Source organism: Pseudomonas entomophila (genome assembly GCF_029478665.1).
GTDB lineage: Bacteria > Pseudomonadota > Gammaproteobacteria > Pseudomonadales > Pseudomonadaceae > Aquipseudomonas > Aquipseudomonas entomophila_F.
Genome location: NZ_JARPQB010000001.1, coordinates 101,519 through 124,617, shown reverse-complemented (window position 1 = coordinate 124,617; position 23,099 = coordinate 101,519). Strand labels below are relative to the sequence as shown.

General features: G+C 63.0%; 19 protein-coding genes. All 19 read right to left on the bottom strand.

Annotated elements, in window-relative coordinates; genetic code table 11:
* Positions 1 to 151: 151 nt before the first annotated feature.
* The gene (eno, locus tag P5705_RS00565; protein WP_011535260.1) at positions 152 to 1,441 is read right to left on the bottom strand and encodes a phosphopyruvate hydratase; all 1,290 of its coding nucleotides are present in this window, start codon (positions 1,439 to 1,441) and stop codon (positions 152 to 154) included.
* A 155-nt stretch (positions 1,442 to 1,596) separates the two neighbouring features.
* The gene (gene kdsA, locus P5705_RS00560) at positions 1,597 to 2,442 is read right to left on the bottom strand and encodes a 3-deoxy-8-phosphooctulonate synthase (protein WP_213657993.1); all 846 of its coding nucleotides are present in this window, start codon (positions 2,440 to 2,442) and stop codon (positions 1,597 to 1,599) included.
* A gap of 3 nt (positions 2,443 to 2,445) precedes the next feature.
* Positions 2,446 to 4,074 (bottom strand): CTP synthase, encoded by a 1,629-nt coding sequence (locus P5705_RS00555; RefSeq protein ID WP_046854404.1) that lies wholly within the window; start codon positions 4,072 to 4,074, stop codon positions 2,446 to 2,448.
* Positions 4,075 to 4,343: 269 nt separating this feature from the next.
* Positions 4,344 to 5,627 carry a tRNA lysidine(34) synthetase TilS gene (gene tilS, locus P5705_RS00550; RefSeq protein ID WP_277458974.1) on the bottom strand — a complete coding sequence of 428 codons (1,284 nt, stop codon included), beginning with the start codon at positions 5,625 to 5,627 and terminating at the stop codon, positions 4,344 to 4,346.
* 139 nt (positions 5,628 to 5,766) lie between these two features.
* Positions 5,767 to 6,714: an acetyl-CoA carboxylase carboxyltransferase subunit alpha gene (locus tag P5705_RS00545; RefSeq protein ID WP_277458973.1), complete on the bottom strand. Its 948-nt coding sequence runs from the start codon at positions 6,712 to 6,714 to the stop codon at positions 5,767 to 5,769.
* A 105-nt stretch (positions 6,715 to 6,819) separates the two neighbouring features.
* On the bottom strand, positions 6,820 to 10,344 hold the full coding sequence (gene dnaE / locus P5705_RS00540; protein WP_277458972.1) for a DNA polymerase III subunit alpha: 3,525 nt from the start codon (positions 10,342 to 10,344) through the stop codon (positions 6,820 to 6,822).
* A gap of 123 nt (positions 10,345 to 10,467) precedes the next feature.
* Positions 10,468 to 11,091, bottom strand: a complete 624-nt coding sequence (gene rnhB, locus P5705_RS00535) for a ribonuclease HII (protein ID WP_277458970.1) — start codon at positions 11,089 to 11,091, stop codon at positions 10,468 to 10,470.
* Between the two features lies 1 nt (position 11,092).
* Entirely contained in the window at positions 11,093 to 12,220 is a 1,128-nt protein-coding gene (gene lpxB, locus P5705_RS00530; protein WP_277458968.1) for a lipid-A-disaccharide synthase, read from the bottom strand.
* Between the two features lies 1 nt (position 12,221).
* Positions 12,222 to 12,998, bottom strand: a complete 777-nt coding sequence (lpxA, locus tag P5705_RS00525) for an acyl-ACP--UDP-N-acetylglucosamine O-acyltransferase (protein ID WP_240063838.1) — start codon at positions 12,996 to 12,998, stop codon at positions 12,222 to 12,224.
* Positions 12,995 to 13,435, bottom strand: coding sequence for a 3-hydroxyacyl-ACP dehydratase FabZ (gene fabZ, locus P5705_RS00520; protein ID WP_011535269.1), 441 nt, complete (start codon positions 13,433 to 13,435; stop codon positions 12,995 to 12,997). Before fabZ ends, lpxA begins: the two co-directional genes overlap by 4 nt.
* A 114-nt stretch (positions 13,436 to 13,549) precedes the next feature.
* The gene (gene lpxD, locus P5705_RS00515; RefSeq protein WP_277458962.1) at positions 13,550 to 14,605 is read right to left on the bottom strand and encodes a UDP-3-O-(3-hydroxymyristoyl)glucosamine N-acyltransferase; all 1,056 of its coding nucleotides are present in this window, start codon (positions 14,603 to 14,605) and stop codon (positions 13,550 to 13,552) included.
* Between the two features lies 1 nt (position 14,606).
* Positions 14,607 to 15,110, bottom strand: a complete 504-nt coding sequence (locus P5705_RS00510; RefSeq protein ID WP_011535271.1) for an OmpH family outer membrane protein — start codon at positions 15,108 to 15,110, stop codon at positions 14,607 to 14,609.
* A gap of 44 nt (positions 15,111 to 15,154) precedes the next feature.
* Positions 15,155 to 17,503, bottom strand: a complete 2,349-nt coding sequence (gene bamA / locus P5705_RS00505) for an outer membrane protein assembly factor BamA (protein WP_277458961.1) — start codon at positions 17,501 to 17,503, stop codon at positions 15,155 to 15,157.
* A 75-nt stretch (positions 17,504 to 17,578) separates the two neighbouring features.
* On the bottom strand, positions 17,579 to 18,931 hold the full coding sequence (gene rseP / locus P5705_RS00500) for a sigma E protease regulator RseP (RefSeq protein ID WP_277458960.1): 1,353 nt from the start codon (positions 18,929 to 18,931) through the stop codon (positions 17,579 to 17,581).
* Between the two features lie 43 nt (positions 18,932 to 18,974).
* Entirely contained in the window at positions 18,975 to 20,165 is a 1,191-nt protein-coding gene (gene ispC / locus P5705_RS00495; protein ID WP_277458959.1) for a 1-deoxy-D-xylulose-5-phosphate reductoisomerase, read from the bottom strand.
* Positions 20,162 to 20,977 (bottom strand): phosphatidate cytidylyltransferase, encoded by an 816-nt coding sequence (locus P5705_RS00490; protein WP_011535275.1) that lies wholly within the window; start codon positions 20,975 to 20,977, stop codon positions 20,162 to 20,164. Before P5705_RS00490 ends, ispC begins: the two co-directional genes overlap by 4 nt.
* Positions 20,977 to 21,732, bottom strand: a complete 756-nt coding sequence (gene uppS, locus P5705_RS00485; RefSeq protein ID WP_277458955.1) for a polyprenyl diphosphate synthase — start codon at positions 21,730 to 21,732, stop codon at positions 20,977 to 20,979. The genes P5705_RS00490 and uppS overlap by 1 nt, the downstream gene beginning before the upstream one ends.
* A 16-nt stretch (positions 21,733 to 21,748) precedes the next feature.
* On the bottom strand, positions 21,749 to 22,306 hold the full coding sequence (frr, locus tag P5705_RS00480; RefSeq protein WP_110738398.1) for a ribosome recycling factor: 558 nt from the start codon (positions 22,304 to 22,306) through the stop codon (positions 21,749 to 21,751).
* The gene (gene pyrH, locus P5705_RS00475; RefSeq protein WP_028690676.1) at positions 22,303 to 23,046 is read right to left on the bottom strand and encodes a UMP kinase; all 744 of its coding nucleotides are present in this window, start codon (positions 23,044 to 23,046) and stop codon (positions 22,303 to 22,305) included. Before pyrH ends, frr begins: the two co-directional genes overlap by 4 nt.
* Positions 23,047 to 23,099 lie beyond the last annotated feature (53 nt).

Sequence of the window (23,099 nt, the reverse complement as noted above, 5' to 3'; positions counted from 1 at the left end):
TCCAGGGTAGAAAAGGCCGCCGCAGCGAGCTTCCGATAGCACGAAGCCTGGCCGAGGCCAGGCTTCGTCGACAGAAACCGGTTGGAGACGACCGAACGATCAGAACGAACGTTCAGCCGGCCCCGGCTGCTGCCTTTTTACCATCTCTTGCTCAGCCGCGAAACTCGGCACGACCGCGATATACGGCCTTGGCGCCCAGTTGCTCTTCGATGCGCAGCAGTTGGTTGTACTTGCTGACACGGTCGGAACGGCACAGCGAACCGGTCTTGATCTGGCCGGCAGCGGTACCTACGGCCAGGTCAGCGATGGTCGAGTCCTCGGTTTCACCGGAACGGTGCGAGATCACCGCGGTGTAGCCGGCGGCCTTGGCCATCTGGATGGCTTCCAGGGTCTCGGTCAGCGAGCCGATCTGGTTGAACTTGATCAGGATCGAGTTGCCGATGCCTTTCTCGATGCCTTCTTTCAGGATCTTGGTATTGGTGACGAACAGGTCGTCGCCCACCAGTTGCACCTTCTCACCGATCTTGTCGGTCAGGATCTTCCAGCCGGCCCAGTCGGACTCGTCCAGGCCGTCTTCGATCGAAATGATCGGGAAGCGCTCGGTCAGGCCCTTCAGGTAGTCGGCAAAACCTTCGGCGTCGAACGACTTGCCTTCGCCGGACAGGTTGTACTTACCGTCTTCGTAGAACTCGGACGCTGCGCAGTCCAGGGCCAGGGTGACGTCGGTGCCCAGCTTGTAGCCGGCTTTCTCGACGGCTTCGGCGATGGCGCCCAGGGCGTCTTCGTTGGAGGCCAGGTTCGGGGCGAAGCCACCTTCGTCACCGACGGCGGTGTTCAGGCCACGGGCCTTGAGCACGGCTTTGAGGTGGTGGAAGATCTCGGTGCCCATGCGCAGGCCGTCGGAGAAGGTCTTGGCGCCAACCGGCTGCACCATGAACTCCTGGATGTCGACGTTGTTGTCGGCGTGTTCGCCGCCGTTGATGATGTTCATCATCGGAACCGGCATCGAGTACTGGCCCGGGGTGCCGTTCAGGTTGGCGATGTGGGCGTACAGTGGCAGGTCCAGGTCCTGGGCGGCGGCCTTGGCGGCGGCCAGCGACACGGCCAGGATGGCGTTGGCGCCCAGCTTGGCCTTGTTCTCGGTACCGTCCAGCTCGATCATGGCGCGGTCCAGGGCTTTCTGGTCAGCCGGGTCCTTGCCCAGCAGCAGGTCGCGGATCGGGCCGTTGATGTTGGCGACGGCCTTCAGCACGCCCTTGCCCAGGTAACGGCTCTTGTCGCCATCACGCAGCTCCAGCGCTTCGCGCGAGCCAGTGGAAGCACCCGACGGCGCGCAGGCGCTGCCGATGATGCCGTTGTCGAGCAGTACATCGGCTTCCACGGTGGGGTTGCCACGCGAATCGAGAACTTCACGACCTTTGATGTCGACGATCTTTGCCATTGTTGTAAGCACTCCAGAATTGACGAAAACAACGCAGCTTTTGGGAATTCTTGCCGTTCACCAGGCGACATGGCACGGGCAGGCCTGGGGAAGGGAGCCCCCTGACCGATAGGTCAGGGGGTGGAACGGGCGGTACTTTACCCGAGAAATGAGCTTTACGCGGTTTCTACCGTCGGAAAACTTTTCACCAGGTCGTCCAATTGCTTCAGCTGCGCCAGGAACGGCTCCAGCTTGTCCAGGCGCAGCGCGCATGGACCGTCGCACTTGGCGTTGTCCGGGTCCGGGTGGGCTTCGAGGAACAGACCCGCCAGACCCTGGCTCATGCCAGCCTTGGCGAGATCCGTGACCTGGGCGCGGCGACCGCCGGCGGAATCGGCGCGACCACCCGGCGTCTGCAACGAGTGGGTCACATCGAAGAACACCGGGTACTCGAACTGCTTCATGATGCCGAAGCCAAGCATGTCCACGACCAGGTTGTTGTAGCCGAAGCTCGAACCGCGCTCGCACAGGATGAGCTGGTCGTTGCCGGCTTCGACGCACTTGTTGAGGATGTGCTTCATCTCGTGGGGCGCCAGGAACTGCGCCTTCTTGATGTTGATCACAGCGCCGGTCTTGGCCATCGCCACGACCAGGTCGGTCTGACGCGACAGGAAGGCCGGCAGCTGGATGATGTCGCACACTTGAGCGACCGGTTCGCACTGGTAGGGCTCGTGCACGTCGGTGATCACCGGCACGTTGAAGGTGCGCTTGATCTCCTCGAAGATCTTCAGGCCTTCTTCCATGCCCGGGCCACGGTACGAGTTGACCGACGAACGGTTGGCCTTGTCGAAGCTGGCCTTGAACACGTACGGGATGCCGAGTTTCTCGGTCACCCGCACGTATTCCTCGCAGACCTTCAGGGCCAGGTCACGGGACTCCAGGACGTTCATGCCGCCGAACAGGACGAACGGCTTGTCGTTGGCGATCTCGATGTTACCGACGCGAATGATCTTCTGAGTCATGGATCAGGCCTTGTTCTTCTGTGCCAGGGCAGCCTTGACGAAACCGCTGAACAGCGGGTGGCCGTCACGTGGCGTGGAGGTGAACTCCGGGTGGAACTGGCAGGCGACGAACCATGGGTGGTCCTTGGACTCGACCACTTCGACCAGCGCGCCGTCTTCGGAGCGACCGGACACCTGCAGGCCAGCTTCAACCAGCTGCGGCAGCAGGTTGTTGTTGACTTCGTAGCGGTGGCGGTGACGCTCGGTGATGATGTCCTTGCCGTAGCAGTCATGGACCTTGGAGCCGGCCGCCAGTTGGCAGTCCTGCGCGCCCAGGCGCATGGTGCCGCCCAAATCGGAGGCTTCGGTACGGGTTTCGACCGCGCCGGTGGCATCGGCCCACTCGGTGATCAGACCGACGACCGGGTGGCCGCTGTTGCGATCGAATTCAGTCGAGTTGGCGTCTTTCCAGCCCATCACGTTGCGGGCGAACTCGATCACGGCCACCTGCATGCCCAGGCAGATACCCAGGTACGGGACCTTGTTCTCGCGGGCGTACTGTACCGCGGTGATCTTGCCTTCGACGCCGCGCAGGCCGAAACCGCCCGGCACCAGGATGGCGTCGGCGCCTTCGAGCAGGCTGGTGCCCTGGTTCTCGATGTCTTCGGAGTCGATGTAGCGCAGGTTGACCTTGGTGCGGTTGGTGATGCCGGCGTGGCTCATCGCTTCGATCAGCGACTTGTACGCGTCCAGCAGCTCCATGTACTTGCCGACCATGGCGATGGTCACTTCCTGCTCAGGGTTGAGCTTGGCGTCGACGACCTTGTCCCACTCGGACAGGTCGGCGCTGTTGCATTGCAGGCCGAAGCGCTCGACGACGAAGTCGTCCAGGCCTTGTGCGTGCAGCACGCCAGGAATCTTGTAGATGGTGTCGACGTCTTCCAGCGAAATCACCGCACGCTCTTCGACGTTGGTGAACAGCGCGATCTTGCGACGCGACGAAGCGTCGACCGGGTGGTCGGAGCGGCAGATCAGCACATCAGGCTGCAGGCCGATGGAGCGCAGCTCCTTCACCGAGTGCTGAGTCGGCTTGGTCTTGGTCTCGCCAGCGGTGGCGATATACGGAACCAGCGTCAGGTGCATCAGCATGGCACGCTTGGAGCCAACTTCGACGCGCAGCTGGCGGATGGCCTCGAGGAACGGTTGCGACTCGATGTCGCCCACGGTACCGCCGATCTCGACCAGCGCGACGTCGGCGTCGCCGGCGCCCTTGATGATGCGGCGCTTGATTTCGTCGGTGATGTGCGGGATGACCTGGATGGTCGCGCCCAGGTAGTCGCCACGGCGCTCTTTACGCAGCACGTGCTCGTAGATGCGGCCGGTGGTGAAGTTGTTGTTCTGGGTCATCGTGGTGCGGATGAACCGCTCGTAGTGGCCCAGGTCGAGGTCGGTCTCGGCGCCGTCGTGGGTGACGAACACTTCACCGTGCTGGAACGGGCTCATGGTACCCGGGTCGACGTTGATGTACGGGTCCAGCTTGAGCATGGTGACCTTGAGCCCCCGCGCTTCCAGGATGGCCGCCAGGGAAGCCGAGGCAATGCCTTTCCCCAATGAAGAAACAACACCGCCCGTGACGAATATGTAGCGCGTCATGAAAAACCCTAGAAGTCTGCGTTAAGGCGGCATGGGCCGCCGGAGAAAGCGAAGGAAGGCCGAAGCCCCCGATCACCTGCGTCAATCACAGTGCATCTCGAACAACTGCCGCGTCTGTACAGACCAGGGGTATCCCCGGCATGGAGCTCGCTCGTCATTTTAAGAATCAGCCCAGCAAAAAACTGCTTGGTAATCGGCAACCTCTGTGTTTTCGCGGAACCCACAGAAGCTGTATCAAGAAGGGAGGGTAGTCTACCCGAATGTACCCTTCAGCTCAAACCTTGCACGTTCGTCGGTGGTTGCCAGTGCAACTGGCAATCGGCCTGCGTCAGTCCGGGCAGGTTGGCCACCGCCAGCAATTGCTCGCCCCGATACAGCAGCGGCAGGCGCGGGCGCACGAAGCATGGGACCTGCAGTTCGTTGAGCAGGCGCTTGAGATCGCGTCGACCGCGGCCGGGCACCTGCAGGACCTCGCCGCCCTGGCGGTAGCGGATGCGCAGGCCTTCACCCGGCCGGCCAGACCTCAAGCGGACACTGCCATTACCTGGCAGGCGCAACGGTTGCGCGCTGTCGAGCCAGGGGTAATCGCCCGACACCGCACCCAGCCAATCGCCACTCAGCCACCATATACGCCCTTGGCTGCGCTGCAGTTCGCCATCGGTCAGACGCCAGACCGGGCAGGCATCGGCCGTCGCGTCGCGTAGATCGCTCCAGCCGGCCCAGTGACGACTGTCGGGCAAGCGGGTACGTTGGCTGAGCCAGAACTGCAGGGCGTTGCGCTGACGCGCCGGGGACAACGCGATGAGTGCCCCGATACTTAGAGAATCCAATCCCAACCAGGGCAGCGGCGCGTTGTCGCAGGCGCGAGCCAGGTCGCTGGCGGCCAGTTCGTCCAGCAAGCCCAGCGCCTCGCTCAGGTGTTCGGCGCTGCGTGCCAGATTGGCTTCGGCCTGGGGCCAGCGCTGGCGCAACAGTGGGAAGACCTCACCACGGAGGAAGTTGCGGGCGAAGGTGGTGTCGCTGTTGGAAGGGTCGTCGACCCATACCAGCCCGTGCTTGTCTGCGTAGGCCTGCAACTGTTGGCGCGACAGTCCCAACAGAGGCCGCACCAGACTGCCCTGCCCCAGTGGACGTTGTTGCGCCATGGCGGCCAGCCCACGCAGGCCTGCGCCGCGCAACAGGCGAAAGAGCAAGGTCTCGGCCTGGTCGTCGCGATGCTGGCCGGTGAACAGCACATCGCCAGGCTTGAGCATTTGCGCGAAAGCGTCGTAGCGGGCATTGCGCGCGGCCTGTTCGAGGCTGGCGCCGGGGGCGACCCGGACAGGGATCACGTCGAGTTCGATACCCAGGGCATCGCAGACTGACTGGCAATGGGCGGGCCAGGCATCGGCGGCGCGTTGCAGGCCGTGATGGACATGAATCGCGCGCAAGGGGGGCGTTGGATGGTGGCGGGCGTAGTCGGCGAGCAGGTGCAGGAGGACAGTGGAATCGAGACCGCCGGAGAAGGCGACATACCAGGCGGGGGCGTTGAGCCAGGGGGTGAGGTTGAGCATCAGGGCCTCACATAACTTGAGGTCGCCGGGGGCGCTTCGCACCCCTTTCGCGGCACAAGGCCGCTCCTACAAGGGATCGCGGTCGCCTGTAGGAGCGGCCTTGTGCCGCGAAAGGGCCGCAAAGCGGCCCCGGGTTTCATCAGAGACCGTAGCTCATCAGGCGATCGTAACGGCGCTTGAGCAGCGTGTCGTTGTCGAGCTTGCCGAGCATGTCCAACTGTTCGATCAGGTCGGCGCGCACATTCGCCGCCATCTTTGCCGGGTCGCGGTGGGCGCCGCCCAGCGGCTCCTGGATGACCTTGTCGACGATGTTCAGGCTCTTCAGGCGCTCGGCGGTGATGCCCATGGCTTCAGCCGCGTCAGCGGCCTTGTCCGCGGTCTTCCACAGGATCGAGGCGCAGCCTTCCGGCGAAATCACCGAGTAGGTGGAGTACTGCAGCATGTTCAGCTGGTCGCACACACCGATGGCCAACGCGCCGCCGGAACCACCCTCACCGATCACGGTGGCGATGATTGGCGTTTTCAGGCGCGCCATCACACGCAGGTTCCAGGCGATGGCTTCGCTCTGGTTGCGCTCTTCGGCGTCGATGCCTGGGTAAGCGCCCGGCGTATCGATGAAGGTCAGGATCGGCATCTTGAAGCGCTCGGCCATCTCCATCAGGCGGCAGGCCTTGCGATAACCCTCAGGGCGCGGCATGCCGAAGTTGCGGCGTACCTTCTCGCGCACTTCACGGCCCTTCTGGTGACCGATGACCATGACCGGCTTGTCGTTCAGACGCGCGGTGCCAGCGACGATCGCGGCGTCGTCGGAGAAGTGACGGTCGCCGTGCAGTTCTTCGAACTCGGTGAAGATGTGCTCGATGTAGTCGAGGGTGTACGGGCGGCGCGGGTGACGGGCCAGGCGGGCGATCTGCCAGCTGGTCAGGTTGCCGAAGATGCTCTCGGTCAGGGTGCTGCTCTTGTCCTGCAGACGGGCAATTTCATCGCTGATGTTCAGCGAGTTGTCGTTGCCCACCAGGCGCAGCTCTTCGATCTTGGCTTGCAGGTCGGCAATCGGCTGTTCGAAATCGAGGAAATTCGGGTTCATAGGCTTCCGTCTTGGGTCTACGGCCAGGCGGCCGGCCGGTTGATCCGTGTGGCGCCCTACCTTAAGGGATAGGGCGCATAAAGGTCGAGATTAAAATGCGTCGTTTCAACGGTATTGCAGGAAGACGTTCTCACGCCCGAACTGGTCACGCAGCGCCTGAATCAGGCCATCGGCCGGGTCGATTGACCACTGGTCGCCGAACTGCAGCATGGCCTTGGCGTCGCTGCCGGTGTACTCCAGGGTGATCGGGCAGCCACCGCGATGGCGGTTGATCAGCTCACCCAGCCAGTTGAGGCGGTCACCCTTGAGCGCCTCGTGGTTGATCTTCAGGCGCAGGCTCTCGGCCAGCTTGGTGCGCGCATCCTCCATGGTCATCACCGTCTTGACCCGCAGGCGCAGGCCACCGGAGAAGTCGTCGTTGCTCACCTCCCCTTCCACCACCACCATGGCGTCGGTCTGCAACAGGGCCTGGGCAGCCATGAAGGCATCGGCGAACAACGAGGCCTCGATGCGCCCGGAACGGTCGTCGAGGGTGACGAAGCCCATCTTGTCGCCTTTCTTGTTCTTCATCACCCGCAGCGCGATGATCATGCCGGCGATGGTCTGGGTGTCACGCGCAGGCTTGAGGTCGACGATACGCTGGCGGGCGAAGCGGCGGATCTCGGTTTCGTATTCGTCGATCGGATGACCGGTCAAGTACAGGCCCAGAGTGTCCTTTTCGCCTTTAAGGCGCTCTTTGAGAGTCAGCTCGCGCACCTTGCGGTGGTTGGCATAGACGTCCACGTCGGCGGCGTCGAACATGCCGCCAAACAGGTCGACGTGGCCGCTGTCGGCGGTGTGCGCGGCCTGCTCGGCGGCCTTCACCGCCTCGCCCAGCGCCGACAGCAAGGTTGCGCGGTTGAGGTCGATATTGGCCTGGTAGGCCTTGATCTCGTCATGGAAGTGCGGGCCCAGCCGGTCAAGCGCGCCACTGCGGATCAAGGCATCGAGGGTGCGCTTGTTGACGCGCTTGAGGTCGATGCGCTCGCAGAAGTCGAACAGGTCCTTGAACGGACCGCCTGCGGCGCGCGCCTCGACGATCGCCTCCACCGGCCCCTCGCCCACGCCCTTGATCGCACCCAGGCCATAGACGATGCGGCCATCGTTGTTGACGGTGAACTTGAAGTCGGAGAAGTTCACGTCCGGCGCGTCGAGGCGCAGCTTCATGCTGCGCACTTCCTCGACCAGCACCACCACCTTGTCGGTGTTGTGCATATCCGCCGACAGTACCGCGGCCATGAACGGCGCCGGGTAGTGGGTCTTCAGCCAGGCAGTCTGGTATGACACCAGGCCATAGGCGGCGGAGTGGGATTTGTTGAAGCCATAACCGGCGAACTTCTCCACCAGGTCGAAGATGTTGCCCGCCAGGTCCGCCTCGATATTGTTGGCCACGCAACCTTCGATGAAGCCACCGCGCTGCTTGGCCATTTCCTCGGGTTTTTTCTTACCCATGGCCCGACGCAGCATGTCCGCGCCACCGAGCGTGTAGCCCGCCATCACCTGGGCAATCTGCATCACCTGTTCCTGGTACAGGATGATGCCGTAGGTCGGAGCCAGGACCGGCTTGAGCCCCTCGTACTGGTAGTCCGAGTGCGGGTAGGCCAGCTCGGCGCGGCCGTGCTTGCGGTTGATGAAGTCGTCCACCATGCCCGATTGCAGCGGGCCCGGGCGGAACAGTGCCACCAGTGCGATAAGGTCTTCCAGGCAGTCGGGCTTGAGCTTCTTGATCAGTTCCTTCATGCCACGGGATTCGAGCTGGAACACGGCCGTGGTCTCGGCCTTTTGCAGCAACTCGTAGGTCTTGCGGTCATCCAGCGGGATGAAGTCGATGTTGACGTCGGGCAGGTCCTTCTTTTTCTGCTCGCGGTTGATGATCTCCATCGCCCACTTGATGATCGTCAGCGTCCGCAGACCAAGGAAGTCGAACTTCACCAGGCCCGCGGCCTCGACGTCATCCTTGTCGAACTGGGTCACCAGGCCGCCGCCCTCTTCGTCACAGGCGATCGGCGAGAAATCGGTGAGTTTGGTGGGTGCGATCACCACGCCACCGGCGTGCTTGCCGGTACCACGGGTGACCCCCTCGAGCTTGAGCGCCATGTCCCAGATCTCGCGGCCGTCCTCGTCACTCTTGAGGAAGTCGCGCAGGATCTCTTCCTGCTCGTAGGCCTTCTCCAGGGTCATGCCCACTTCGAAGGGAATCATCTTCGACAGGCGGTCGGCCAGGCCGTAGGACTTGCCCTGCACCCGCGCCACGTCACGCACCACCGCCTTGGCGGCCATGGTGCCGAAGGTGATGATCTGGCTCACCGCGTTGCGGCCATAGGCCTCTGCCACGTAGTCGATCACCCGGTCGCGGCCATCCATGCAGAAGTCGACGTCGAAGTCGGGCATGGAAATACGTTCAGGGTTGAGGAAACGTTCGAACAGCAGGTCGTAGGCCAGCGGGTCGAGGTCGGTGATCTTCAGTACGTAGGCCACCAGCGAACCGGCACCCGAGCCCCGGCCCGGCCCGACCGGCACGTCGTTGTTCTTGGCCCACTTGATGAAGTCCATAACGATCAGGAAGTAACCGGGGAAGCCCATCTGGATGATGATGTCCAGCTCGAACTTCAGGCGGTCCAGATAGACCTGGCGCTTCTCTTCGTAGTTCGGTGTGGTCTCTTTCGGCCACAGCACGGCCAAGCGCTCTTCCAGGCCTTCGTGGGAGACATGGCGCAGGTAATCGTCGATCCCCATGCCGTTGGGCGTGGGGAAGTCGGGAAGGAAGTACTTGCCCAGCTGCACGGTGATGTTGCAGCGCTTGGCAATCTCCACGGTGTTGGCGATGGCGTCGGGCAGGTCGCTGAACAGCTCGGCCATCTCTTCAGCAGACTTGAGGTACTGCTGGTCGCTGTAGCCACGCGGGCGGCGCGGGTCGTCGAGGGTCCAGCCCTCGCCGATGCAAACGCGGGTCTCGTGGGCGTCGAAATCGGTCTGTTTGACGAAACGCACGTCGTTGGTCGCCACCAGCGGCGCAGCGAACTTGTCGGCCAGGGCAACGGCGGCATGCACATATTCTTCATCGCCGGCGCGGTTGGTGCGCTGCACCTCGACGTAGAAGCGATCCGGGAACATGCCCATCCAGTCACCGAGCAGCACCTCGGCTTCAGCCTGGCGACCGGCCATCAAGGCCATGCCGATATCGCCCTCCTTGCCTGCGGACAGGGCGATCAACCCCTCGCTGGCCGGGGCGATCCAGTCGCGCTGGATGATCACCAGGCCGTTGCGCTGGCCATCGGTCCAACCGCGCGAGATCAGCTCGGTGAGATTGCGGTAACCCTTGGGGTTCATGGCCAGGAAGCAGATGCGCGACAGCGGCGCCTCGGGATCCGCCCCGGCCAGCCACAGGTCGGCGCCGCAGATCGGCTTGATCCCGGCGCCCATGGCGGTCTTGTAGAACTTCACCAGCGAGCACATGTTGCTCTGGTCGGTGATCGCCACCGCCGGCATGTTCATCCCGGCCAGGGCCTTGGCCAGCGGCTTGATCCGCACCAGGCCGTCGACCAGGGAGAATTCGGAGTGCACGCGAAGGTGAACGAAGGAGACCGACATGGAGGATCCTGTAGCAGAGCTGAACGACAAGGGCGGGATTGTAGCGCAAATGGCGATGGGTTTCGGGCCACGCTGTGGCCCGTTCGCCTGTAGGAGCCGGCTTGCCGGCGAACGGCCCCCGGATCAGATCAAGGAATTGGAAAACCCTTCGCGGGCCTCCCACGCCGCTCGCACCGGCGCGAACGAACGCCGATGGATGGGCGTCGGCCCCAGCCGGGCCAATGCTTCTAGGTGCACAGGGGTCGGATACCCCTTGTGCCCGCCAATCCCGTACCCCGGGTAGATCAGCTCGAACTCGCTCATCTCCCGGTCACGGGTGACTTTGGCCAGAATCGAAGCCGCCGCGATCGCCGGCACCTGGGAATCACCTTTGACCACCGGTGCCGCCGGCACCGCGAGCTTCGGGCAGCGATTACCATCGATCAGCGCCAGTTTCGGCGTGATATGCAGCCCTTCGACCGCACGCTGCATGGCCAGCATGGTGGCCTGGAGAATGTTCAGGCGATCGATTTCCTCGACCTCGGCCCGGGCGATGCAGAAGCTCAGCGCCTTCTCGCGGATCTCCTCGAACAGCGCATCACGCTTGGCTTCGGTGAGCTTCTTCGAGTCATTCAAGCCAAGGATTGGCCGGCGGGGATCGAGAATCACCGCCGCGGTGACCACGGCGCCGCACAGTGGGCCACGGCCCACTTCGTCGACACCCGCCACCAGCTCTTCGACCAGGTTGAAATCCAGCCCCATCTGCATGTCAACGGTCCTTCAGCAGGGCAAGCACCGCGTCGGCCGCCTGGTTGGAAGCGTCGCGGCGCAGCGTGCGGTGAATCTGGTCAAAGCTGTCGGTCTGTTGCGAGCCGTCCCTGACCAGTGGCGCCAAAGTCTGCGCCAAGGCGTCACTGGTGGCGGCATCCTGCAGCAACTCCGGCACCAGCATGCGCTGGGCCAGCAGATTGGGCAGCGACACGTACGGGCTTTTGACCATGCGTTTGAGAATCCAGTAGGTCAGTGGCGCCAGGCGATAGGCCACGACCATGGGGCGTTTGTACAGCATTGCCTCGAGCGTCGCCGTGCCAGAGGCGATCAGCACCGCGTCGCAAGCGGCCAAGGCCTGGTGCGAGCGGCCATCGAGCAGCGTCAGCGGCAAGTCGCGGCCCTCGAGCATCTGTTCGACCTGGGCACGTCGTGCGGCATTGGCGCAGGGCAAGACGAAACGTACGCCCGGCACCAACTCGCGCAAACGCTGCGCGGCGTCCAGGAACAGCGCACCCAGCCGCCCGACTTCGCCACCCCGGCTACCCGGCATGAGGGCGATGACCGGGCCTTCGGCCAGGCCGAGCTCGGCACGCGCGGCACCGCGATCAGACTCAAGGGGAATGGTGTCGGCCAGGGGGTGACCGACAAAGCGCACCGGCACACCCTGCTCTTCATAGAAGCGTGCCTCGAAAGGCAACAGGGTGAGCATCAGGTCGCAACCTTCGCGAATCTTCAGCACACGCTTCTGCCGCCAGGCCCAGACCGACGGGCTGACGTAGTGCACAGTCTTGATACCGGCCTGGCGCAGCTTGAGTTCGATGTTGAGAGTGAAGTCGGGGGCGTCGATGCCGATGAACACGTCGGGCTTTTCGTCGATCAGCGTCCGGATCAGTTCCTTGCGCCGCTTGAGCAGCTCGCGCAGGCGCCCGAGCACCTCGACCAGCCCCATGACCGCCAGGCGTTCCATGGGGAAATAGGAGGTCATGCCCTCGGCCTCCATCAATGGGCCGCCGACACCGATGAACCGCACGTCCGGGTGGCGCGCCTTGATGGCGCGCATCAGACCGGAACCGAGGATGTCGCCGCTGGCCTCGCCAGCGACCAGCGCAACACAGAGTTGAGCCATGTCAGCGGGTAATGCCACGGGCGGAATTGGCGATCGACTGGCGGAACAATTCGACTTCGGGGAACTGAGTGACCAGTTCGTCCAGTTCCTTCATCGCCTCTTCGACAGTGAGGCCCTGACGGTAGACGATCTTGTAGGCCCGGCGCAGCGCGTGCAGCACTTCATCGCTGAAACCACGACGACGCAGGCCTTCGAAGTTCATGCTGCGCGCTTCGGCGGGGCTGCCGAAGACCGTGACATAGGCCGGTACATCCTTGCCGATCGCCGTGCCCATGCCAGAGAACGCATGAGCGCCGATGTGGCAGTACTGGTGCACCAGCGTGTAACCCGACAGGATCGCCCAATCGCCCACATGCACGTGGCCGGCCAGCGCCGTGTTGTTGACCAGGATGCAGTGATTGCCGATCACGCTGTCATGGCCGATGTGGGCATAGGCCATGATCAGGTTGTGGTCGCCCAGTGTCGTTTCCGAACGGTCCTGGATGGTCCCACGGTGGATGGTGACGCCCTCGCGGATCACGTTGTGATCGCCCATCACCAGGCGCGTTGGCTCACCCTTGTACTTCATGTCGGGGGTGTCTTCGCCAATCGACGAGAACTGGTAGATGCGGTTGTGCTTGCCGATACGGGTCGGCCCCTTGAGCACCACATGCGGACCAATGATGGTGCCCTCCCCGATTTCCACATCGGGGCCTACGATCGACCAGGGGCCGACCTCGACCCCTTCGGCCAGCTTGGCCGAAGGGTCGATGATCGCCCGAGGATCAATCGAACTCATAGGGAGCGTTCCGCGCAGGTGATTTCAGCCGAGCAGACCGGCTTGCCGTCGACCAGGGCGCGGCACTCGAACTTCCAGATCATGCTTTTACGGCTGAGGAACTTGGCTTCCAGCACCAGTTGGTCGCCTGGCAGCACCGGCTGGCGGAAGCGCAGCTTGTCGGAGCCGACGAAGTAGTAGAGGGTGCCGTCGGCCGGCTTGGCGTCGAGCATCTTGAACCCGAGAATACCGGCCGCCTGGGCCATCGCCTCGATGATCAGCACGCCGGGCATGATCGGATGCGCCGGGAAATGGCCATTGAAGAACGGCTCGTTGATGCTGACATTCTTGTAGGCACGAATGCTTTGGGCCTCGAAGTCCAGCTCCGTCACACGGTCCACCAGCAGGAACGGGTAACGGTGAGGCAGGTATTCGCGAATCTCGTTGATGTCCATCATTTCGGGGGGAAGCCTGTAATAAGAATAGGGAGCGCAGGTACCGACCACACGCTCCTTTTGCAGATCCAAAGAGGAGCCAGCCAGCGACTGTGAACGCTCGCTCAGGAAAGGGTATCAGCCTTCTGATGTCGGCTGGCCACCTGAGGTCACGGTGTCAACTCGTTTTTCCAGCTGCTGGAGACGCTTGGACATCTCGTCCAGCTGGCGAATGCGCGCGGCGCTCTTGCGCCATTCGGCCAAAGGCTGCATGGCCGTACCGGAAGAATAGCCGCCCGGTTCGGTGATGGAGCGGGTCACCATGGTCATGCCGGACACGAATACGTTGTCGCAGACATCGATATGGCCAACCATGCCGACACCACCGGCAATCATGCAGTGCTTGCCGATACGGGTACTGCCGGAAATCCCGACGCAAGCCGCCATCGCAGTGTGATCACCGACCTGCACGTTGTGGGCGATCTGGATCTGGTTGTCGAGCTTGACCCCGTCACCGATACGCGTGTCGGACAGCGCGCCACGGTCCACGGCGGTGTTCACACCGATTTCCACGTCGTCGCCCAACGTCACACCGCCAATCTGGGCGATCTTGCGCCAGATACCCTTCTCGTTGGCAAAGCCGAAGCCCTCGCCGCCGATCACTGCACCGGACTGGATCACCACACGCTTGCCGATGGTGACATCGTGATAGAGCGTGACGCGCGGCGCGAGCCAGCCACCTTCACCGATCACGCAACGGGCACCGATGAAGCAATGGGCACCGACGGTCACATCGGCACCGATGCGGGCACCGCTTTCGATCACCGCGAACGGACCGATGCTGGCGCTGGCGTCGACCTGCGCATCTTCAGCCACCACGGCGCTGGGATGAATTCCCGCTACAGCCTTGGGCTTGGGATCGAACAGGTGCGAAATGCGCGCATAGGCAAGATAAGGGTCGGCCACGATCAGCGCGTTGCCAGCATAGCCTTCGGCGTCCTCTGCCTTGAGCAGTACCGCGCCAGCCTGGGAGTCGTCCAGGAATTTGCGGTACTGCTTGTTGGCGAGGAAGCTCAACTGCCCGGAACCGGCCTCCTGCAAGGTGGCCAGCCCGGTGATCTGCAGCGCCTCGGGGCCTTTCAGCGTGGCCCCAAGGGCCTCGGCCAGTTGGCCGAGTGTCATGGTCACGGTCATATCAACGCGCTTGGTTCATGCGCTCGATGACTTGGCGGGTGATGTCGTACTGAGGTTTGACATCGATGACCGCGCCGCGCTCGAGCACCAGGTCGAAGCCACCCTTCTTGATCACTTCCTCGACAGCGCCGTCAAGCTTGGGCTTGAGCTGCTTGAGCATGTCGCGGTCGGCAACGGCCTTGGCTTCGTTCAGCTCCTTGGATTGGAACTGGAAGTCACGGGCTTTCTGCTTGAACTCGAGCTCCAGGCGCTCACGCTCTGGCTGGGGCATCTTGTCGCCGCCCTTGATCAGGCGGTCCTGGATGCCTTTTGCGCTGCTTTCCAGGCCCTTGAGCTTGGTCAGTTGCGGGCCGAATTTTTTCTCGGCGTCGACGGCGTACTTCTTGGCCGCGTCGGATTCGAGCAGGGCCATCTGATAGTTCAGCACGGCTACCTTCATTTCGGCGAAAGCCGGGGTGGCGACCAGCGCCGCGGCCAGGATGGCCAGTTGGGTCAACTTACGCACGATGAACTCCTGGATAAACCGTTGTCGTTAAACCGGGGCCGACCTCAGAAGGTCTGGCCCAGAGAGAATTGGAATACTTGGGTGTCGGCGTCGTCCGGCTTCTTGATCGGCATTGCCAGGCTGAAGCTCAGCGGGCCCAGCGCGGTAATCCAGGTCACGCCCAGACCGACGGAGCTGGCCATGTCCGAGAAACCGACCTTCGCGCAATCAGGCTTGCTGCCGCAGTTGGTGTCGAACACGTTACCCACGTCCCAGAACACGGAAGTGCGCAGCGAGCGCTGGTCCTTGACGAACGGCAGCGGGAACAGCAACTCGACACCGCCCTGCACCAGCACGTTGCCACCAAACGGCAGCGGATCCTGGTCCGGGTCGGCGATGGTGCCTGGCTTGGTACCTTTGCTCGGCGTACTGCGTGGGCCCAGGCTGCTGTCCTTGAAGCCGCGCACGGAGTTGAAGCCGCCCGCGTAGTAGTTTTCGTAGAACGGCAGGCCCGAAGTGCCACCGAAACCATCACCATAGCCCAGCTCGGTGTGCAGGCGCAGGGTGTAGTCGTTGTTGATCGGCTTGAACAGCTGGCCGCGGTAGTCGAGCTTGTAGAACGACAGGTCGCTGCCCGGCACGGTGGTTTCCAGGGTCAGGCTTTGCGAGTGACCACGGGTTGCCAGCACGCCTTTGTTCAGGGTCGATTCGGACCAGCCGATCGAGGCCTTGAAGTTCAGGAAGTTGTCGCCTTCCTTGTCGACGAAATCGAAGATCTCGTCGACGGTGTACTTGCCGGTCTTGAGTTTGTCCTGCTGCACGGTCAGGCCATAGGTCAGGCGCGAGGTCTCGCTGATCGGGTAGCCGAGGCTGACGCCGGCACCCAGGCTGTCGACCGCATAGCTGGCCACGTCGACGTCAAGGTCGTCGTAGTTGGTGCTGCGGTAGAAGGCGTTGTAGCCCAGGCTGACACCGTCGGCGGTGAAGTAGGGGTCGACGAAGCCGAAGTTGTAGCGGGTCTGGTATTCGGAACGGGTCAGGCCGATGGAGACCTTGTTACCGGTACCGAGGAAGTTGGTCTGGCTGATCGAACCACCGAGAATCAGGCCCGCGCTCTGGGCGAAACCGACGCTGGCGGTGATCGAGCCGGAAGCCTGCTCTTCGACGCTGTAGTTGACGTCGACCTGGTCGTCGGTGCCTGGCACCGGCGGGGTTTCGACGTTGACTTCCTTGAAGAAGCCCAGGCGCTCGAGGCGGGTCTTCGACTGGTCGATCAGGTAGGTCGAGGCCCAGCCGCCTTCCATCTGGCGCATCTCGCGACGCAGCACTTCGTCTTCGGTCTTGGTGTTGCCGCGATAGTTGATGCGGTTGACGTAGGCACGTTTGCCCGGGTCGACGACGAACATGATGTCGACGGTGTGATCCTGGTCGTTCGGCTGTGGCACGCCGTTGACGTTGGCGAAGGTGTAGCCTTCGTTGCCCAGGCGACGGGTGATCAGGTCGGACGTGGTGGTCATCACCTTGCGCGAGAACACCTGGCCTGGCTGCACCAGCAGCAGCGACTTGACCTGGTCTTCCGGCACCTTGAGGTCACCGGACAGCTTCACGTCGCGAACGGTGTACTTCTCGCCTTCGTTGATGTTGACGGTGATGTAGACGTGCTTCTTGTCCGGGGTGATCGACACCTGGGTCGAGGCGATGTCCATGTTGATGTAGCCGCGGTCCAGGTAGTAGGAACGCAGGCGTTCCAGGTCACCGGACAGTTTTTCGCGGGCGTACTTGTCGTCGTTCTTGAAGAACGACAGCCAGTTGGTGGTCTTGAGCTCGAACAGCTGCCCCAACGTTTCGTCGTCGAATACCGTGTTGCCCACCACGTTGATGTGCTGGATCGCGGCCACGGTGCCTTCGTTGATCTTGATCTTCAGGCCGACGCGGTTGCGCGGCTGGGGGACGACTTCGGCGTCGACTTCGGCGGAGTAGCGCCCTTGGGCGACGTACTGGCGCTGCAGTTCGTTACGCACGCCTTCGAGCGTGGCACGCTGGAAGATCTCGCCTTCGGCCAGGCCCGACTGCTTCAGGCCTTTCATCAGGTCTTCGGTGCTGATCGCCTTGTTGCCTTCGATCTCGATGCTCGACACCGACGGGCGCTCGACCACGTTGATGATCAGGACATTGCCGTCGCGGTTCAGCTGGATGTCCTGGAAGAAGCCGGTCTTGAACAGCGAGCGGGTGGAGTCGACCAGACGGCGATCATCGACCTGGTCGCCGACGTTCAGCGGCAACGCGCCGAACACGCTGCCGGCGGAGACCCGCTGCAAGCCGTTGACACGAATATCGGAGATGGTGAAGGACTCGGCGTGAACTTCAGCGATCATCAGTGCGGAGAGCACCGCAGTTAGCAGCAGACGTTTCATGAAGTCCTTTTATTCCAACTGGCAATAAACAACCCGCCGCGATAAGGCGGCAGGTTTCGCGATTGAGCGAAGCTTTTATAGTCGACCCAGATCATTGATCAGGGCGAGCAACATCACCCCGACGACCAAACTGATACCGATCTGGACCCCCCAACCTTGCACCCGATCCGAGAGCGGACGACCGCGCGCCCACTCGATCAGGTAGAACAGCAAATGCCCCCCATCCAGTACCGGGATGGGCAGCAGGTTCAGAACCCCCAGGCTTATGCTCAGATAGGCCAGGAAATTCAGGAAATCCCCAACGCCCGACTGGGCTGAAGCGCCCGCCACTTTAGCAATGGTTATCGGTCCGCTCAAGTTTTTTACCGAGAGCTCTCCGAACAGCATTTTCTTCAGCGATTCGAGGGTCAGGACGCTCATGCTCCAGGTACGCGAAAGCCCCTCCCCCACGGCCTCCAACGGCCCGTAGCTGACCTCGCGAAGCATCTGCGCCGGCCATTGCGCCGCCTTGACGCCAGCACCCAGGTAACCACCGGAAGCTTGCCCTTCACCCTTGCGCGCCAGGGTGACCGGCACCTCCAGCTGCGCGCCATCACGCTCGATGCGCAGGCTTACCTTGCTTTCAGGGCGGGCACGCACCGCGTCGACCACCTGCTGCCAGTCGCCCAGCACGGCGCCATCGAGGGCAAGCAGCTTGTCACCCGTCTTGAGCCCCGCCGCGGCGGCCGGGCCTTTCGGGTCGATCTCGGCCAGTACCGGCTCGACCGCCGGGCGCCAGGGGCGCAGCCCCAGGGACTGGATAGGATCGGGCTCATCGACACCCTTGAGCCAGTGATTCAGTTGAATAGCGTGCTGACGCTCGACCGTGGCGCCCTCGTCGAGCACGCCGACCCGCAAGGTGCCACTCTCACCGAGGCGGCGAACCAATTGCAGGTTGACCGCCGACCAGCCATTGGTCGGCTTGCCATCGACGGAAACGATTTCCTGCCCGACGCCCAGACCAGCGGTCGCCGCCAGGCTGCCCGTCTCGACCGCGCCGATGACCGGGCGCACCTGTTGCGTGCCCAGCATGGCGATGAACCAGAAGAACAGGATGGCCAACAGGAAGTTGGCAATGGGGCCAGCAGCAACGATGGCGATGCGCTGGCGCACCGACTTGCGGTTGAACGATTGCTCGACCAGCGCAGGCGGGACTTCCCCCTCACGCTCGTCGAGCATCTTGACGTAGCCGCCCAGCGGGATCGCCGCGACCACGAATTCGGTGCCGTGCCGGTCATGCCAGCGCAGCAGCGGCGTACCGAAGCCCACCGAGAAGCGCAGCACCTTGACCCCACAGCGACGCGCCACCCAGAAGTGACCGAATTCATGGAAGGTGACCAGCACACCCAAAGCCACCAGGGTGCCGATAATCATGTAGAGCGCAGTCATGTCCTATCTCCGGATGACGTTCGGCGGGGCGGGCCACCGCCGATCAGCGGCCGTGGCGCCTCAACCATTCCCGGGACAGTTCCCGGGCGCGCTGGTCGGCGGCGAACACCGCATCCAGCGTGGTGAGCGGTACCACAGGCTCCTGGCCGAGCACCTGTTCGATCATACCCGCGATCTCCGGGAAGCGGATACGCCGCTGGAGGAACGCATCCACCGCCACTTCGTTGGCGGCATTGAGCACGGCGGGCGCGCTGTTACCGGCCTCGGCAGCCTGACGTGCCAGGCGCAGGCAAGGGAAGCGCTGTTCGTCGGGCGCCTGGAAATCCAGACGAGCGATGGCGAACAGGTCCAACGGCGCCACGCCGGAGTCGATGCGCTCGGGCCAGGCCAGGGCGTTGGTGATCGGCGTGCGCATGTCCGGGTTGCCCAACTGGGCGAGCACCGAACCGTCAACGTAATCCACCAGCGAGTGGATGACGCTCTGCGGGTGCACCACCACCTCGACCTGGGCTGGTTTGGCGTCGAACAGCCAACAAGCTTCGATCAGTTCCAACCCTTTGTTCAACATGCTTGCCGAATCGACCGAGATCTTGCGCCCCATCGACCAGTTGGGGTGGGCGCACGCCTGCTCCGGCGTGACATCCTGCAAGGCCGCCACGGGCGTTTCGCGGAACGGGCCACCCGAGGCGGTCAGCAGGATGCGCCGCACACCGACATTGCCCAAGCCACGGGCGAAGTCGGTGGGCATGCATTGGAAAATCGCATTGTGCTCGCTGTCGATCGGCAACAGCACCGCACCACTGCGCCGCACCGCATCCATGAACAAGGCGCCGGACATCACCAGCGCTTCCTTGTTGGCCAGCAGGACCTTCTTGCCGGCCTCGACCGCCGCCAGTGTCGGACGCAGCCCGGCAGCACCGACAATGGCGGCCATCACGGTATCCACTTCAGACGCCGCCGCCACCTGGCAGAGCCCGGCTTCACCCTCGAGAGCTTCGGTGGCGCAACCTGCGCGCGCCAACCCCTCGCGCAAACGCGCGGCGGCGTCCGCGGAAGGAACTACTGCGTAGGCAGGCCGATGGCGCTCGCACAAGGCCAGCAACTCGTCGAGACGGGAGTAGCCGCTCAGGGCGAACACCTGGTAGCGATCAGGGTGCCGGGCAATGACATCGAGGGTGCTCAAGCCAATGGAACCCGTGGCACCCAGCACGGTTATGCGTTGAAGACGGCTCACATCACACCCCACTCTGCAGCCCATAGCAGTACAGCGAACATCGGGATGGCCGCGGTCAGGCTGTCGATGCGATCGAGCACGCCACCATGACCGGGCAGCAGGTTGCTGCTGTCCTTGATACCTTCACGGCGCTTGAACATGCTCTCGGTCAGGTCACCCACCACCGAGGACATCACCACCACGACCGCCCCCAGCAGCCCCAGCAGCAGTTGGCCGACACTCCAGTCCCGTGCCAGGCCGACACCCAGGGTGATCAACAGGCTGACCACCAGGCCGCCGTACACCCCTTCCCAGCTTTTGCCGGGGCTGACCTGCGGCGCCAGCTTGCGCTTGCCGAAGGCCCGCCCGGAGAAGTAGGCGCCGATATCCGCGGCCCACACCAGCACCATGACCGCCAGAATCAGCCAGTTACCCAGCGGCCAGTGCTTGAGCAGCACCAGCCCTTGCCAGGCCGGCAGCAGCACCAGCAGGCCGATGAGCAGGCGACAGGCAGCGCTGCTCCACAAATCGTTGCTGCGCGGATAGGTGAGCACCAGCCAGGTGGCCAGGGCCCACCAGATCACCGAAGCGCCCAGCACCCAAGGCGCGAGGTCCGGCATCAGGTAGAGCAGCATCAGCGCCCCGGCGACCACCGCGGCGTATGCGATACGCACGGATTGGGCCACCAGGCCGGCCAGACGGGCCCACTCCCAGGCGCCCAGGGTGACCACGAAGCCGATGAACAGCGCGAAATCGCCGCCATTGAGCAGGAAGAACCCACCCAACGCGACCGGCAGCAGGATCAGCGCAGTAATGATGCGTTGTTTAAGCATTAAGCACGGGCTCCAGCCTCGACCTGCTCGCTGGTCTTACCGAAGCGGCGCTGGCGCGAAGCGAAATCGGCCAGCGCGGTGCGCATGGCCTCGTGTTTGAAGTCCGGCCAGAACAGGTCGGAGAAGTACAATTCGGCGTAGGCCAGCTGCCACAACAGGAAGTTGCTGATGCGACGCTCACCACCGGTACGAATGCACAGATCGGGCAACGGCAGGTCACCGGTAGCCAGGCACGTCTGCAACAGGTCAGGCGTGATGTCATCCGGACGCAGGTGGCCGGCCTGAACCTCACGCGCCAGGCGCTGCGCGGCCTGTGCGATATCCCACTGACCGCCGTAGTTGGCGGCGATCTGCAGGATGAAGCGGTTGTTGCCGACGGTCGCGGCCTCGGCCTCACGCATGGCAGCCTGGAGCTCCGGATGGAAGCGTGAGCGGTCACCGATGATGCGCAGGCTGATGTTGTTGTCGTTCAGGCGCTTGGCCTCGCGGCGCAACGCCTTGAAGAACAGGTCCATGAGGGCACTGACTTCGTCCGCCGGTCGCTGCCAGTTCTCACTGGAGAACGCAAAAAGCGTGAGCACCTCGACCTTCGCCTCGGCGCACACTTCGATCACGGCGCGCACCGCATCGACACCCGCTTTATGCCCGGCAACGCCGGGCATGAAGCGCTTCTTCGCCCAGCGATTATTCCCATCCATGATGATCGCCACGTGACGCGGCACCACGGAGGGCACAGTCTGCTTGGTCTTTTCCATGAAGGCGTCCTGACCCTTAGATGGCCATCAGGTCCTTTTCTTTTGCCTCGGTAGCCTTGGCGATCTGCGCCTCGATATCCTTGATCAGCTTGTCGATGTCGGCACTGGCGCGACGTTCTTCGTCTTCACTGATTTCCTTGTCCTTGGACAGCTTCTTCAGGTCACCCATGGCGTCACGACGAATGTTGCGCACAGCAACGCGCGCATCTTCGGCCGCGGCGCGAGCCTGCTTGGTGAAGCCCTTGCGGGTTTCTTCGGTCAGCGGGGGCATATTGACCAGCAGCAACTCGCCCAGGTTGGTCGGGTTGAGGTTCAAGCCGGCGCTGCCGATGGCCTTGTCGATGGCGCCCAGCATGTTGCGCTCGAAAGGCACCACTTGCAGGGTCTGGTTGTCCTTGACGGTCACGTTGGCCACGCTGGTCAGCGGGGTGTCGGTGCCATAGTAAGGCACCATCACGCTGCCCAGGACGCTCGGATGCGCCTTGCCGGTGCGGATCTGGCCAAATGCGTGGATCAGCGACTCCAGCGACTTCTGCATGCGCGCCTGGGCGTCTTTCTTGATTTCGTTGATCATTTTTGAACTTCCTCGATCAGAGTTCCTTCAGCGCCGCCATGCACGATGTTCAGCAGGGCGCCGGGCTTGTTCATGTTGAAGACGCGCAGCGGCATCTTGTGATCGCGGCAAAGGCAGATTGCCGTCAGGTCCATTACGCCCAGCTTGCGATCCAGCACTTCATCGTAGGACAGATGATCGAACTTCTCGGCATGCGGGTCCTTGAATGGATCTGCAGTGTATACACCATCGACCTTGGTTGCCTTCAATACCACGTCGGCATCGATTTCGATGGCGCGCAGGCAAGCGGCGGAGTCGGTGGTGAAGAACGGGTTGCCGGTACCGGCAGCGAAGATCACGACTTCCTTGGAATTCAGGTGTCGCATGGCTTTGCGGCGATCGTAGTGATCGGTCACGCCCACCATGGAGATGGCCGACATGACGATGGCGGTGATGTTCGCCCGCTCCAGCGCGTCGCGCATGGCCAGGCCGTTCATTACCGTGGCCAGCATGCCCATATGGTCGCCGGTGACGCGGTCCATGCCGGCTGCACTGAGCGCCGCGCCACGGAACAGGTTGCCACCACCGATCACCAAGCCGACCTGAACGCCGATGCCGACCAGCTGGCCGACTTCCAGCGCCATGCGATCCAGGACCTTGGGGTCGATCCCGAACTCTTCCGAGCCCATCAGGGCCTCGCCGCTAAGTTTGAGTAGAATGCGTTTATAGCGAGCCTGATGACCACTGCCCTGCTGAGCCATTGCGAATCTCTCCTGCGGCGTTTGTAAAAATCTGGCGGGCTGTTTCAGCCTGC